At 71.3% G+C, this 13220-nt stretch carries 14 protein-coding genes; 10 read left to right on the forward strand and 4 right to left on the reverse strand.

What is annotated here, in order from left to right:
* Window positions 1–66 precede the first annotated feature (66 nt).
* The 4 genes from D7X32_RS03770 to D7X32_RS03785 all read right to left on the reverse strand — a co-directional run bounded on the left by D7X32_RS03770 (window position 67) and on the right by D7X32_RS03785 (window position 3533).
* On the reverse strand, window positions 67–666 hold the full coding sequence (locus tag D7X32_RS03770) for a hypothetical protein (RefSeq protein ID WP_120601119.1): 600 nt from the start codon (window positions 664–666) through the stop codon (window positions 67–69).
* Between the two features lie 257 nt (window positions 667–923).
* Window positions 924–1976: an alpha/beta hydrolase-fold protein gene (locus D7X32_RS03775; RefSeq protein WP_120601120.1), complete on the reverse strand. Its 1053-nt coding sequence runs from the start codon at window positions 1974–1976 to the stop codon at window positions 924–926.
* An 88-nt stretch (window positions 1977–2064) separates the two neighbouring features.
* A complete protein-coding gene (locus D7X32_RS03780; RefSeq protein ID WP_120601121.1) occupies window positions 2065–2973 on the reverse strand; it encodes a TIGR01777 family oxidoreductase in 909 nt (302 codons plus the stop codon).
* A complete protein-coding gene (locus tag D7X32_RS03785) occupies window positions 2970–3533 on the reverse strand; it encodes a peroxiredoxin family protein (protein ID WP_244238833.1) in 564 nt (187 codons plus the stop codon). The genes D7X32_RS03780 and D7X32_RS03785 overlap by 4 nt, the downstream gene beginning before the upstream one ends.
* A 123-nt stretch (window positions 3534–3656) precedes the next feature.
* On the opposite strand from D7X32_RS03785, the gene D7X32_RS03790 reads away from it, so the two are divergent.
* The 10 genes from D7X32_RS03790 to D7X32_RS03835 all read left to right on the forward strand — a co-directional run bounded on the left by D7X32_RS03790 (window position 3657) and on the right by D7X32_RS03835 (window position 13212).
* Window positions 3657–4745: a polyprenyl synthetase family protein gene (locus tag D7X32_RS03790; RefSeq protein ID WP_120601123.1), complete on the forward strand. Its 1089-nt coding sequence runs from the start codon at window positions 3657–3659 to the stop codon at window positions 4743–4745.
* Window positions 4746–4755: 10 nt separating this feature from the next.
* On the forward strand, window positions 4756–6300 hold the full coding sequence (locus D7X32_RS03795; RefSeq protein WP_120601124.1) for a phytoene desaturase family protein: 1545 nt from the start codon (window positions 4756–4758) through the stop codon (window positions 6298–6300).
* Complete coding sequence (locus D7X32_RS03800; protein WP_120601125.1) at window positions 6297–7334, forward strand: phytoene/squalene synthase family protein; 1038 nt, start codon at window positions 6297–6299, stop codon at window positions 7332–7334. The genes D7X32_RS03795 and D7X32_RS03800 overlap by 4 nt, the downstream gene beginning before the upstream one ends.
* Window positions 7331–8782, forward strand: a complete 1452-nt coding sequence (locus tag D7X32_RS03805) for a phytoene desaturase family protein (RefSeq protein ID WP_120601126.1) — start codon at window positions 7331–7333, stop codon at window positions 8780–8782. Before D7X32_RS03800 ends, D7X32_RS03805 begins: the two co-directional genes overlap by 4 nt.
* Window positions 8779–9738, forward strand: coding sequence for a carotenoid 1,2-hydratase family protein (locus D7X32_RS03810; RefSeq protein ID WP_120601127.1), 960 nt, complete (start codon window positions 8779–8781; stop codon window positions 9736–9738). Before D7X32_RS03805 ends, D7X32_RS03810 begins: the two co-directional genes overlap by 4 nt.
* Before the next feature lie 100 nt (window positions 9739–9838).
* Window positions 9839–10957, forward strand: coding sequence for a glycosyltransferase (locus tag D7X32_RS03815; protein WP_120601128.1), 1119 nt, complete (start codon window positions 9839–9841; stop codon window positions 10955–10957).
* Window positions 10954–11337: a lycopene cyclase domain-containing protein gene (locus D7X32_RS03820; RefSeq protein ID WP_120601129.1), complete on the forward strand. Its 384-nt coding sequence runs from the start codon at window positions 10954–10956 to the stop codon at window positions 11335–11337. The genes D7X32_RS03815 and D7X32_RS03820 overlap by 4 nt, the downstream gene beginning before the upstream one ends.
* Window positions 11334–11681, forward strand: a complete 348-nt coding sequence (locus D7X32_RS03825; protein ID WP_120601130.1) for a lycopene cyclase domain-containing protein — start codon at window positions 11334–11336, stop codon at window positions 11679–11681. The genes D7X32_RS03820 and D7X32_RS03825 overlap by 4 nt, the downstream gene beginning before the upstream one ends.
* Window positions 11678–12355 carry a lysophospholipid acyltransferase family protein gene (locus tag D7X32_RS03830; protein WP_120601131.1) on the forward strand — a complete coding sequence of 226 codons (678 nt, stop codon included), beginning with the start codon at window positions 11678–11680 and terminating at the stop codon, window positions 12353–12355. The genes D7X32_RS03825 and D7X32_RS03830 overlap by 4 nt, the downstream gene beginning before the upstream one ends.
* Window positions 12352–13212: a MerR family transcriptional regulator gene (locus tag D7X32_RS03835; protein WP_120601132.1), complete on the forward strand. Its 861-nt coding sequence runs from the start codon at window positions 12352–12354 to the stop codon at window positions 13210–13212. Before D7X32_RS03830 ends, D7X32_RS03835 begins: the two co-directional genes overlap by 4 nt.
* Window positions 13213–13220: the final 8 nt, after the last annotated feature.

A 13220-nucleotide genomic window follows, 5' to 3' on the forward strand; every position in this document is an offset into this window, starting at 1 on the left:
CATGCGCGTGAAGAAGCGTGAAGCGGTGGGGGCCCCGGGCCCCCAAGCTCGGAGCCCGGAGCCCGGCTACTTGCGCGAGTCACCCAGCGCGGCGCCAATCTGCTGCCACTCCTGGGCGTAGGTGCCACGGGAGAAGGCGCGCAGGTCGTCGCCGGTCACCGTGCCGCGGGAGAGCGCCGTGTCGAGCGCTCGCACGATGGCGTTCTTGTGCGGCTGCTCCACGTACGGGTTGTCCTCGCGGAAGACCTCGCCGAAGAGCGACTCCAGGCGGCCGTCCTGCTTCAGCCGCTCCACGATGCGGTTCTGCGACACGGGCGCATCCGAGTGCGCGTGCAGCATGGCGGACGCGATGCCGCTCTGCGCGTCCGCGTCCGGGAACTGCTCCAGCAGGCCCAGCTCCATGTCCGCCTGGGCAATGGACTCCGCGTCCGCGGGCGAGGGCGGACCCTTCACCGCCGGCGTCTGCGAAGGCGTGGGGCGCCCGGGGGCGGGGCGCGCGGGCTCGAAGTCGCTGCGGCCCTGGAACGAGCGCACGTTGGCGTTGGCGGGCGTCCGGCCCTGGGCCCCCGTCTTGCCGTCGCGCGTGACGTCGCTCCGCTCGGACCGCTCGAACTCCGAGCGCTTCGGGGGAATGGACGGGCGATTGCCACCATCGACGCGAGACATGAGGGGACTCCAGGAGCGGGGGAAAGCCCGTCGCGGTACTCGCGCCGGGTTGCGCACCTACATCTGTTATCGGTCCGTCCTTCCCCAGGGTTGCGTGGCCTGCCAGTCCACAACCCCCGCACGGCCGCCCGCCTGCCGCGTCAAACGCCCCTCTCAAACCTGGATCATCCGGCCTTGGCCGCCTTCCTCCCGGGCCAAGCCCTTGAATCCATGGGACTTTCATCCCGGGCGGAAATCCAGCGTTTCGCCGCGACGCGTCACCCAGGGGGCGAGAAGATTTCTTCGAGTCCGGCCGGGAGGCTGGTCTGCCACGCCGGGTAATTATGGCCCCCGCTGTAGGGCCGGTACGTGACGCGATGGCCGGTCGCATGGAGGGTGGGGAGCAGGCGCTGGTTGCCGTCCTGGAGTCCTTCGAAGCGGCCGCAGTCCATCCAGACGTGCAGGGGCGGCTGGCCGGTGCGCCGGGCCAGGTCGAAGACGACCATGTCGGTGCCTTCGATGGAGAAGGCGCCGGACTGGGACAGCACGCGGCCGAAGACGCGCGGCAGGCGTTGGGCCGCGTAGAGCGCCATCAGGCCGCCCAGGGACGAGCCCAGCACCGCGTGCGCGCCCGGCGTGCGCTGTTCATCCACCAGCGACAGGTGCTCGCGGGCCAGCGGCAGCACGCGCTGCGCCAGGAAGGCCACGGTGGCCTCGCTGCACGCGTATTCGGTGGTGCGGGCCGGACCGCCGTTGGCCACGAAGGCCATGGCCACCGGCTGCATGCGGCCCGCCGCACTCAGGTTCTCCACCAGCGTGGGCAACTGCACGCGCTGGAGGTAGTCGTCGCCGTCCAGCACCACCATGAGGGGCACGGGGCCTTTCACGGGCGGCGCGTAGAGGGCCACCGCGCGCTTCTTGCCCACGGCCCATTCGTGCGTCTCCAACTGGTGGCGCGTCACGCGGCCCCTGGGCACGTTCCGGATGCGCCGGCCCAGCGGCGTGGGCTCACCCTTCGGCATCCAGAAGCAGTGGTTGAAGTCACCGAAGCCGTTGTCGGAGCGGCGCGGGTTGAGGGGGTCGCGCACGCGGCGGCCCTTGGCGTCCTGGAGCGCGTACTCGACGTAGGCGTCCTCGGGCAGCGCCAGCGAGCGCGCCCACAGTCCCTTGCCCACGCGCTCCAGCGGCAGGGGCTTGCCGCGCCAGTCCTGGAAGTCCCCCTGGAGGAAGACCTGGCGGGGTCCCTTCCACACGAAGGTGGCGGTGTCTCCGTCGATGAGCGGCGTGCCCTCTTTGCGCGCGCGGGCTTCCAGTGTCCGGGTGTCGTCCATGCGTGCCGCGCACTCTACGCACCCATGCCCTGCGAAGCGGATCCATGCCCGGGCCGCGTCCACCCGCGGACATCGCGGGCGGGACACCTCAGGAAGGCAGCAGGTCGCGCAGCGCTCCGGTCAGGTCGGGAAAGCGGAACTGGAAGCCCGACTCCAGCGCGCGCCGGGGCATCACCCGCTGGCCCTCCAGCGCCACGCGCGCCATCTCTCCGAAGCGCGCCTTGAGGACGAGCCCCGGCACCGACAGCGCCGCGGGCCGCTCCAGCACCGCGCCCAGCGTGTGCGCGAAGGTCGCGTTGGTGACGGGCTCCGGCGACGTGGCGTTCACCGGGCCGGACAGCGTGAAGTTCTCCAGCGCGAAGCGCATCAACTGGAAGAGGTCCTCGCGGTGCACCCAGCTGACGTACTGCTGGCCGTTGCCCACCTTCGCGCCCGCGCCCATGCGGAACACCGGCAGCATCCGGTGCAGCACGCCACCGGCCGGGTGCAGCACCACGCCGATGCGCAGGCGCACCGTGCGGAGGCCCGCCTCTTCCGCGCGCAGGGCCTCCGCCTCCCAGGCCTGGCACACGTGCGCGAGGAAGTCGTCGCCGGGCGGATCCTCCTCCGTCAGCGTCTGCCCCGCCCGCGCGCCGCCGTAGAAGCCCACCGCCGACGCGCAGACGAAGTGACGCACGCAGCCGGCCTGCTTCATCGCCTCCACCAGCACGCGCGTGCCCTCCACGCGGCTGTAGTGGATGCGGTGCTTCGCCTCGTGTGTCCAACGTTGGTCCACCGGCTCCCCGGCCAGGTGGACCACCCCCTCCGCCCCCGCCAGCGCGTCCGGCGACAGCGGGGTGCTCCCGTCGAAGAAGGAGCCCGTCACCCCGGCCGGCAGGCGGCCGAGCGCGTGTTCAACGTTCCGGCTGAGCACGTGCACCGTGTGGCCGGCCTCCAACAAACCCTGGACAAGGCCTGGACCGAGGAAGCCGCTGGCGCCCGTGCAGGCCACCTTCATGGATGGGCCTCCGCCTCACGTCCTGCGGTCAGGTCCTGGCCCACCAGCTCTCCCAGGGTGGTGAAGAAGCGGGCCTGGTCCTCCGGCTTCATGCGGCCGGAGTACTGGAAGACGGGCGTGCCTGCCGCGTCCAGCAGCATCACCGTGGACGTCTTGGTGGGCAGCTTCCAAGGCGCCTGGCCCAGGGTGCCCTTCAGGTCCACCAGGATGGGCACGCCGGCCTTCTTCTCCTCGTCGCGCACGTACGACAGGGCAATCTCCCGGGCGGGGAAGAAGTCGTACTTTTCCAGATTGGCGATGGCGACCACGAAGGCGCTCTGGAGCAGGCCCCGCTCCCGTCCCCGAGCGAACAGCTCTGCCTTCAACGGCGCGTTGAGTGTCGTGGAGTCCTTGTCCTCGTAGAAGAGGATGACGGGTTTTCCACGCCAGTGGGCCAGCTGGATCCGCTCACCCTTCGAGGTGCTTAACGTCGCGTCCACCGGCTCCGGATCCGGCGAGGCGCCACCCGCGCTCCCCGCCGCCAGGGTCACCGTCAACGCACCTGTGATCCATGCCTTCATCGGGAGCCTCCCGTGTACAAGGTTTTTGCAAACCTTAGACATAGCCTTGACAATCTCTGGACGCAAACGCTACCTCTAGGTGAAGAAGCTGCTGCCGTGCTCCCGACTCCGGAGATCCGCTGTATGGCCACCCTGCTTCCCAACGTGCAGCAGACCTCCGCCGGAGCGGCATACCCCGAACACGCCTGGTTGCAGCTCGTGCAGGCAGAGGTGGAAGCGGCGCTCGTCCAGCTGTTCGATCTGCCCGATGAACAAGGCCTGGACGCACGTTGGACACAGGCGCAGGCCCAGACGCGAGCCTATGCGCTGCGGCCGGCGAAGCGGCTGAGACCGGCGCTGGTGCTGGCGGGGCACGGGCTGGCGCGTGGGAGCACGGCGGTGCCTCCGGGGCTGTGGCGCTTCGCCGCGGGGCTGGAGCTGCTGCACACGTTCCTGCTCATCCACGACGACGTGGCGGATCAGGCGGAGCTGCGCCGGAGCGGGCCGGCGCTGCACCGGATGCTGGCCCCGGGCCGTCCGGGCGAGGACCTGGCCGTGGTGATGGGCGACCACCTCTTCGCGCGCTCGCTGGAGGCGATGCTGGAATCGGGGCTGCCGGGCGCGTCCAGCGTGGCGCGCTACTACCTGGGTGTGTGCCGGCACACGGCCGCCGGGCAGTACCTGGACCTGGACCTGGCGCGCGTGCCGCTGGCGGAGATGACGCTCTTCCAGACGCTGCGCGTGGCGCACCTCAAGACGGCGCGCTACGGCTTCTGCGCCCCGCTGGTGTGCGGCGCGATGCTGGGCGGCGCGGACGTGGCGCTCCAGCAGGGCCTGGAGCGGGTGGGGCGCTCGGTGGGGCTCGCGTACCAGCTGCGTGACGACCTCATCGGCCTGTTTGGCGACGCGTCCGTGGCGGGCAAGGCGTCCGACGGCGACTTCATGCAGGCCAAGCGCACCTTCCCGGTGGTGGCCGCGTATGTGCGCGCCACGCCCGAGGGCCGCGAGGAACTGGAGCGGTTGTGGGCGCTGCCGGTGGAGTGCAAGGACGAAGCGGCGCTGGCCCGCGCGCGCGAACTGGTGGAGCACTTCGGCGGCCGTGCGGCGTGTGAGCGCGCGGTGGAGCGTGCGTCGCGCGCGGCGCGGCGGAGCCTGCAGGCATTGCCCAACCCCCACGGCTTGAGGGACCTCTTGGACGCCCTCATCGCCCGGCTGTCGCGTCGCGCTTCCTGAGGACACCGTCATGAGCGCACAGGGCAAGCGGGTGGTGGTGGTGGGCGCGGGGGTGGGAGGACTGGCCGCGGCGGCGAGGCTCGCGCGGCAGGGCTTCGACGTCCAGGTCTTCGAGAAGACGCACGGCCCGGGCGGCCGGTGCAACCAGCTGCAGGTGGACGGGTTCACCTGGGACGTGGGTCCCACCATCGTGCTCATGCCGGAGGTGTTCGAGGAGACCTTCCGCGCGCTGGGCCGCCGCATCGAGGACTACCTCACGCTGGTGCGGTGCGACCCGAACTACCGGGTGCACTTCCGGGACGGCTCGGACGTCACCTTCACCTCCGAGCTGTGCACCATGGGCCGCGAGCTGGAGCGCGTGGAGCCGGGCAGCTTCCAGCGCTACCTGGCCTTCATGGCGCAGGGCCGCGACCAGTACCGCATCAGCCTGGACCACTTCGTGGGCCGCAACTTCAACGGCGTGCGCGACTACTTCTCGCCCGGGGTGCTGGCCAAGATCTTCAAGGCGCGCGCGCACCGCCGCATGTACGCGGACGTCAGCCGCTACTTCCAGGACGACCGGCTGCGCGCGGCGATGACGTTCCAGACCATGTACCTGGGCGTGTCTCCCTTTGAGTCGCCCGCGGTGTATGGCCTGCTGCCCTTCACCGAGCTGGGCGTGGGCATCTGGTTCCCCAAGGGCGGCCTGTATGCCATTCCCCTCGCGCTGGAGCGGCTGGCGCGCGAGGAGGGCGTGACGCTGCACTACGGCCGCGCGGTGGAGCGCATCCTCACGGAAGGGGGGCGCACCACGGGCGTGCGGCTGGTGGGCGGTGAGGTGGTGTCCGCGGATGCGGTGCTGTGCAACGCGGATCTGCCGTACGCGTACGAGAAGCTGCTCGACCCGAAGGATGCGCCGTTCAAGCGCGGGGAGAAGCTTCGCTTCACCTCCAGCGGCTACATGCTCTACCTGGGCATGAAGAAGCGGGTGCCGGGCCTGCTGCATCACAACGTGATGTTCGGCCGGGACTACGCGGGCTCGTTCGAGGACATCTTCCAGCGCTTCCGCGTGCCGGAGGACCCCAGCTTCTACGTCAACGTGCCCACGCGCACGGACCCGTCGCTGGCGCCGGAGGGGAAGGACGCGCTCTACGTGCTGGTGCCGGTGCCGCACCAGCACTCGAACCTGGACTGGAAGGTGGAGGGGCCGAAGGTGCGCGCGAAGGTGTTCCAGCGTCTGGCGGAGCTGGGCTACCCGGACCTGGAGGCGGACATCGAGGTGGAGCGCGTCTTCACCCCGGATGACTGGGCGGGCACGTACAACCTGGCGCGCGGCAGCGCGTTCGGGCTGGCGCAGAACTTCTTCCAGATTGGCCCCTTCCGTCCGGCCAACGTGGATCCGCATGTGAAGAACCTCTTCTTCGTGGGGGCCTCCACGCAGCCGGGCACGGGCCTGCCCACGGTGCTCATCTCCGCGCGGCTCGTCACCGAGCGGCTGACGGAGTGGGCGCACAAGCAGGGCGTGGCGCTGTCTCCGCGCCAGGGTGTCCCGGCGGCGGTGGAGGTGGCGGCATGAGCGTCACCGAGTCGCCAGCGCTCATCGCGCAGGGCTACCAGCGAGCCCGGGTCGTCACGCGCCACCACGCCAAGAGCTTCTTCTTCGCGTCGTACCTGCTCTTCGGACAGCGGCGGAAGGCGGCCTTCGCGCTGTATGCCTTCTGCCGGCGGCTGGACGACCTGGTGGACGCGGGCGAGAGCGCGCTGCCGGGCGAAGCGCCCATGGACCTGGCGACGCGGCTGGCACGGGCGCGCGAGCGCGTGGCGGAGGTGTACCTGCCCTTGCCGGAGCTGGCGTCGAAGGAGCTGGGTCCGCCGTCCGCGCGCCAGCCCTCCGCGGAGGCGCCGTCGCCGTGGGACCCGAGCGAGTTCGCGGCGCTGCGCCACTCCATCCACCACTACCGGATTCCCGAGCAGCCCTTCCAGGACCTCATCTCCGGCATGGAGATGGACCTGACGAAGCTCCGCTACGACACGTGGGAGGAATTGGACCTGTACTGCTACCGCGTCGCGGGTGTGGTCGGGTTGATGCTGACGCCGGTGCTGGGCTGCGAGGACTCGCGCGCGGTGGAGCCCGCGGCGGATCTGGGCCGTGCGATGCAGCTCACCAACATCCTGCGCGACGTGCGCGAGGACCTGGAGCGCGGCCGGGTGTACCTGCCCGCGGAGGAGCTGCGCGCCTTCGGCATCACCGAGGACGACCTGCGCGCGGGCCGGGTGGATGCGAAGTGGCGCGACTTCATGCGCTTTCAAATCCAGCGCGCACGGGCCTACTACGCGCGGGCGGCGGCGGGCGTGCGCTACCTCACCGGCTTCGGCAGCCAGCGCATGGTGCGGCTGATGGGCGCCATCTACGGCGACATCCTGCGCGACATCGAGGCGCGGGATTACGACGTGTTCAGTGGCCGTGCTCACACGACGACGGGGCGCAAGCTGGCGCTGACGGCGACCGTGTTCCTGCGGCCCCAGGCCGCGCTGCCGGAGGCTCCCCTGTCCCTGCCGTCCGCGCCGGTGGCGCCGCTGCTGCCCACGGGCACGGGAGGCCCGCGATGAAGGCCTCGCGCGTGGCGGTGATTGGCGGAGGCATTGGCGGACTGACGGCCGCGGGCCTGCTGGCGAAGGAAGGGCACGCGGTGACGCTGTTCGAGGGCAGCGCGTCCCTGGGCGGCAAGGCGCAGGCCGTGACGGTGGAGGGGCTCACGCTGGACACGGGGCCCACGCTGCTCACGTTGCCGGCGCTGGTGCGGAGCACCTTCGAGCAGCTGGGCGCGTTGGACCTGCTGCCGCCGTTCACGGAGCTGGAGCCGCAGTGCACCTACCACTTCACGGACGGGTGCGGCTTCACGGCGTACAAGGACCTGGAGCGCATGGCGGAGAGCGCCGCGGAGCTGCGCCCCATCGAGCGCAAGGGCGTGCACTCCTTCTACGCGGAGGCCGCGGCCATCTGGCGCGCGGCGGGTGAGCCCTACCTGGAGGCCCCCTTCGAGGGCATGGCCGGCTTCATGGCGCGCGTGGCCCGCCGGGGCATTGGCGCGATGCTGGCGGGGATGAAGCTGGACACGCTGCACACGCTGGCGGCGAAGCACTTCCAGACGCATCACTTGCGGCAGTACGTGGGCCGCTTCGCCACCTACGCGGGCGGGTCGCCGTACGCGTCCAGCGCGGCGTTCGCGCTCATCCCGCACATCGAGCATGCGTATGGCGTGCACCACGTGCGCGGCGGTATTGGCGCGCTGGTGGACGCGTTGGGGCAGGCGGTGCGGCGGCTGGGCGTGACGGTGCACCTGGACACGCGCGCGCGCTTCGAGCGCGTCTCCGGGGGCTACCGCGTGGATCCGGTCGGCGAGGTGTTCGACAGCGTGGTGGTGAACGCGGATCCGCTGGCGTCGCTGCGCCGGGAATCGGAGCCGCTGTCGCTGTCCGGCTTCGTGCTGCTGCTGGAGGCGGAGGGCCGGCCGCCGGTGCCGCACCACGCGGTGATGTTCGGCGGGGACTACAAGCGGGAGTTCGATGAGCTCTTCGCGGGCCAGCTCGCGACGGACCCCACGGTGTACGTCTGCAACCCGTCCGCCACGGACCCGGGCATGGCGCCGCTGGGCCGCACGGGGTTGTTCGTGATGGTGAACGCGCCTGCGATGCCGCTGGAAGAGGGCCGCGCGGAGCAGGCGCGGCGCGAGTGGGAGTCCAGCGCGGAGCGCGTGCGCGAGCAGATGTTCGAGAAGCTCGTCCGGCACTACCCGGCCTTGAAGGGACGCGTGCGCGTGGTGGGGCAGCGCTCGCCGGTGGACCTGGCGGCGCGCGGCGCTCCGGGCGGTTCCATCTACGGCTTCCTGCCGCACGGCCGCTTCGGTCCGTTCCGCAGGCCGCGCATCCGGGGCGGCACGCCGGGGCTGTTCTTCGCGGGCGGTGGCACGCATCCGGGCGGCGGGGTGCCGCTGGTGATGCTGTCCGGCCGGTTCGCGGCGCAGATGGCGTCCGCGCACCTGCGGGAGGGCGCATGAAGTCCGTCCTCGCGCAGAACATCCTGCCTGACGCTGCGGAGTCGTGCGCGCTGCCTTCGCTTCCCGACAGTCCGGGGGCGTACCGCTGGTTCTACGCGGACGTGACCGCCGGGCCGTACAGCGCGGTGTGCATCTTCATGCTGGGGTCGCTGTTCTCGCCGCGCTACTCGGTGGCGGCGCGGCGCGGAGGGCATCCACTGGCGTACAGCGCGGTGAACTTCGCGCTCTACCACCAGGGTGTGCGCAAGTTGTGGGTGCTGAGCGAGTACCCGCGCGTGGAGTTGCAGGGACCGGGACGGCTGCGGATTGGCCGCTCCACGTTGACGCACGCGGTGGACGGCACGGTGCGCATGGACGTGGATGACGGGACGGCGCCGTGGGGCCGCCCGGTGCGCGCCAGCCTGACGTTGCGGCCGATGACGGGGCGGGGCACGGAGGTGCAGCTCATGCCGGGCCTGCCGCATTACTGGCAGGCATTGGCTCCCCGGTCGGAGGCTCGGCTGGAGGTGTCTTCGCTGGGGGTGACGGCGGAGGGGATGGGCTACCACGACACGAACCACGGCCAGGAGTTGCTGGGCGCGCGGCTGTCTGGCTGGCACTGGGCGCGCACGCACCACGCGAACCACACGGTGGTGGACTACCACCTGCCGGACGGAGTGGCGCCGCTGCGCATGATGGCGGGACCGAACGGCGTGGTGTGCGAGCGCGGCCCGAATCCCGAGGCGCGTCCCACGAACCTGACGGGCTGGGGTCTGCGAGTCCCCGCGAGGCTGCACACGGGCAACGAGGTGGTGGGCGCGCCGCGCCTGCTGGAGTCGTCGCCCTTCTACGCGCGGCTGGAGTCGAGGCGCGACACGCTGGACACGATGGGAGAGGTGGCGGACTTCCGCCGCTTCCATTCCCCGTTCATCCGCTGGATGGCGCACTTCCGCACGAGAGTGGGGAGGACGGCATGAACGCGCTCACGCTGGCGGTCATGGGACGGCATGAGTGCGCATGGCCTCTGCGCACGGTTGCGCTGGAAGCGCACTTCCTCGAGGGCAAGGGGAGGACGACATGAACGCGCTCGGCTTCTTCACGCTCGGGTGGACGGCGCTGGCCGGTGGCTTCAGTGCGGTCGCGCTGGCGCGGCTGTATCGCCGTGCGCCCGTGACGGCCGGAGGCTCGCTGCCTTCCGTGTTGCTCCTGCGCCCCGTGGATGCGCCCACTCCGCTGGAGCTGGAGAACCTGGCGCTCCCCATCGACTACGCGGGACCGTTGGAGCAGGTGGTGCTGTCGCCGTACCTGCCCCGGCTGGCCGAGGGCGTGCGTTGGCACCCGAGCGACCCCGTGTGCCCCAACCGCAAGGTGGGCCACCTGCTCTACGCGCTGGAGACGTTGGACGTGCGCGGTCGGGTGGTGCTCGCGGTGGACGCGGACGTGGCGGTGACGGGCGCGCTGGTGGAGGGACTCGCTTCTCCGCTCGTGGCGGGCGCCGCCTTGAGCACCGCCGCCCCCACGCCTGTTGGCGCGGTGGACGCGGCCGGCCGTGCCATGGCGGGGCTGCTTCGCTACACGCACCACAGCTTCCGCGCGCTGCATGCGATGAGCGCGGGCGCGCAGGCCGTGTGCGGCAAGGCGCTCGGGCTGTCACCGCGCGCGGCGGAGGAACTGGTCGGACTGTCGGACCACATTGGCGAGGACCTGGAGCTGGCGAAGCGGCTGCACGCGCGCGGCCTGGACGTGGCGCTGAGCCCCGCGCCCGCGTGGGTGCCCGTGGCCAATGGGACGTCCTGGCGCGTGCCACTGGAACGCTTCACGCGCTGGATGCAGGTGCTCGCGAGCCACCGGCCCGGCCTGTACCCCACCGTGCCGCTGCTCTTCACGCCCACCGTGCCGCTGCTGCTCCTGGCCGCGTGGCTCCACGAGCCCGCCGTGTGGCTCGCGGTGGCGGCCCTCGTCGCCGTGCGCACGCTGCTGTCGCTGCGCCTCGCCGCGCTGAGCCGGGTGCCCGCGGAGGCGGACTCGAGCCATGCGCTGACGGACTGGGTGCAGGGAGAGCTCCTGTTGCTCGCGGCCTTCGCGGCCTCGCTGACGCGGCAGGGAAGGGTGACCTGGCGCGGCCATACCTACGCGCTGGAGGCTGGGGGACGCATGGTTCGCGTGGCGCCGCAGTGGAGTGGAGGCCCGGGATGACCTACGCGCGCTTCCTGGGCATCTTCGTCGTGCTGCCCATCCTGTTCCTGCTCGTGCGCTACCGCCGCACGCTGTCGTGGCGGGGCCTGGCGCCCATGGGCGTGCTGCTCGTCGTCGTCTACGCGGCCACGTCGCCGTGGGACAACCTGGCCGTGAAGTGGGGCCTGTGGGGCTTCGACCCGGAGCGCATCTGGGGCGTGAAACTGGGCTACCTGCCGCTGGAGGAGTACCTCTTCTTCGGTCTCCAGACGCTGCTCGTGGGACTGTGGGCGCGCGACCGGCTGGAGCGCGTGCTGGCGAAGAAGCCGCAGCCCGTGTCGAAGGAGCACAAGCCCGTCCGCACGGAGCGGACCCTGGAGCCTCGCGAGGTGTCGCCATGATGGAGACGCGCTGGGCGTATCTCATCCACCTGCTGGCGTGGACGCTGCCTGTGATTGGCATCCAGCTGGCGCTGCTCGTGAACCACTACAAGGCCCGCGCGGGCGAGGTGCTCCGCGCGGTGCTGCCCCCGGCGCTGGTCATTGGCGTGTACCTGTCCATCGCGGACCACCTGGCCATCTCCACCGGCATCTGGAACTTCGGCGAGGGACGCCACGTGGGCGTATACGTGGGCGCCGTGCCGCTGGAGGAGGTCCTCTTCTTCCTGCTCACCAGCATCCTGGTGTCGCTGGGGCTCGCGCTGTTCACGGCGCTCCTGCGGCTCAAGGAGGCTCGGGCGTCTTGATCCGCGCGGCCAAGGGTGGGCCCTTCGGGTGGGCGGTGGACCGGTACATCGGGTGGAAGGTCCGCTCGACGTTCCGGGGCCTGTGGGTGCGCGGCGAGCTGCCCGCCGACGGCGTGGGCCGGCTCGTCTACCTGAACCACACCAACTGGTGGGACGGCTTCGTGCTGCACCAGCTCTGCCAGGTGGCGGGCTGGGACGGCTACTGCCTCATGGACGAGGAGAACCTGCGCCGCTACCCCTTCCACACGAAGATGGGCGCGTTCAGCATCCGCAAGCAGGACGCGATGTCGTCCCTGTCCTCGCTGCGATACGCGAAGGAGCTGTTGCGCAAACCGCACGCCGCGGTGTGTGTCTTTCCGGAAGGGGAGCACCGGCCCTTCGGCGTCCACCCGCTGCAACTGGAACGTGGGGTGGAGTTGCTGGCCCGCGCGGCGAAGGCGGAGTGCCTGCCCGTCGCCATCCGCTACGCCTTCTTCGAACACGAGCGGCCGGATGTGTTGCTGGAGGTCGGCACACCGCACGAGGCCGGGCCGCTCGCGCGCTTCCAGAGCGGGCTGGAGGCGGTGGTGCGGCGGGTGTCCGAGGCGACGAGCCTGGAGGGCTTCACGCGGAAGGTGTCGGGGGCGCGCGGCGTGGCGGAGCGCTGGGACCGCGCGCGAGGCCTGGGCCCATGAGCCTGCGCATCCGCACCATCGCCCGGCTCACCGGCATCCGCGAGGCCACCCTGCGAGCCTGGGAGCGCCGCTATGGCTTCCCGCGCCCGGAGCGCAGCGAGAACAACTACCGCGTCTATTCTCGCGACGAGGTGGAGGCCGTCCGCCGGGTGGCGAAGCTGATGGAGGAGGGCCTTTCGGTGAGCGAGGCCATCGCCCAGGTGCGCGACGAACCCGCGCGGTCCATCCTGTCTGGGGCGCGGCGCATGGAGCGCTTCTGGGCGGCGGTGATGGTGATGGACGCGGAGGCCGCGGACGCGGTGCTGTCCGAGGCCCAGGTGGGGCTGGATGCCACCACCTACTGCGACACGGTCCTCATCCCGCTGCTGCGCGAGATGGCCTCCCGCCTGGACGTGGCGCGCGAGCACCTGGCCTCCGCGCTGGTGCGGCAGCGGCTGCGCATGCTGCTGGCGGGAATGGAGCGCGTGGGTGAAGGGCCCCGGGCGCTCCTGGCGTGTCCGGCGAGGGACCACCACGAGGGCGGACTCCTGGCGCTGGGCGTGCACCTCAAGGCGCGGGGCTGGCGGGTGACGCTGCTGGGGGCGGACACGCCCGCGGAGGCGCTGGAGGGGGCGTGCATGCAGGTCCGCCCGGACGTGGTGGCGCTGTCGTTCCTCCGCCGCCGGGACGCGGAGGACTTCGTCGCGGTGTTGTCCGAAGCGATGCATGCGTGCGCGCCCACGCCGGTGGTGGTAGGCGGTCCGGGAGCGCGGGAGCACCTGAAGACCCTCTTCACGCTGGGCGCGCAGTACGCGGAGTCCGCGGAGGAACTCATCGCCGTCTGGCAACAGGCGCGAAACGCGCAGAACCGACCGTGAAGCACGCA

Source organism: Corallococcus carmarthensis (assembly GCF_003611695.1).
Lineage (GTDB): Bacteria > Myxococcota > Myxococcia > Myxococcales > Myxococcaceae > Corallococcus > Corallococcus carmarthensis.

Excerpts from the sequence above, each read along its gene's own strand:
- D7X32_RS03770 (WP_120601119.1), bottom strand. The coding sequence starts at position 666 with ATGTCTCGCGTCGATGGTGGCAATCGCCCGTCCATTCCCCCGAAGCGC.
- D7X32_RS03775 (WP_120601120.1), bottom strand. The coding sequence starts at position 1,976 with ATGGACGACACCCGGACACTGGAAGCCCGCGCGCGCAAAGAGGGCACG.
- D7X32_RS03780 (WP_120601121.1), bottom strand. The coding sequence starts at position 2,973 with ATGAAGGTGGCCTGCACGGGCGCCAGCGGCTTCCTCGGTCCAGGCCTT.
- D7X32_RS03785 (WP_244238833.1), bottom strand. The coding sequence starts at position 3,533 with ATGAAGGCATGGATCACAGGTGCGTTGACGGTGACCCTGGCGGCGGGG.
- D7X32_RS03790 (WP_120601123.1), top strand. The coding sequence starts at position 3,657 with ATGGCCACCCTGCTTCCCAACGTGCAGCAGACCTCCGCCGGAGCGGCA.
- D7X32_RS03795 (WP_120601124.1), top strand. The coding sequence starts at position 4,756 with ATGAGCGCACAGGGCAAGCGGGTGGTGGTGGTGGGCGCGGGGGTGGGA.
- D7X32_RS03800 (WP_120601125.1), top strand. The coding sequence starts at position 6,297 with ATGAGCGTCACCGAGTCGCCAGCGCTCATCGCGCAGGGCTACCAGCGA.
- D7X32_RS03805 (WP_120601126.1), top strand. The coding sequence starts at position 7,331 with ATGAAGGCCTCGCGCGTGGCGGTGATTGGCGGAGGCATTGGCGGACTG.
- D7X32_RS03810 (WP_120601127.1), top strand. The coding sequence starts at position 8,779 with ATGAAGTCCGTCCTCGCGCAGAACATCCTGCCTGACGCTGCGGAGTCG.
- D7X32_RS03815 (WP_120601128.1), top strand. The coding sequence starts at position 9,839 with ATGAACGCGCTCGGCTTCTTCACGCTCGGGTGGACGGCGCTGGCCGGT.
- D7X32_RS03820 (WP_120601129.1), top strand. The coding sequence starts at position 10,954 with ATGACCTACGCGCGCTTCCTGGGCATCTTCGTCGTGCTGCCCATCCTG.
- D7X32_RS03825 (WP_120601130.1), top strand. The coding sequence starts at position 11,334 with ATGATGGAGACGCGCTGGGCGTATCTCATCCACCTGCTGGCGTGGACG.
- D7X32_RS03835 (WP_120601132.1), top strand. The coding sequence starts at position 12,352 with ATGAGCCTGCGCATCCGCACCATCGCCCGGCTCACCGGCATCCGCGAG.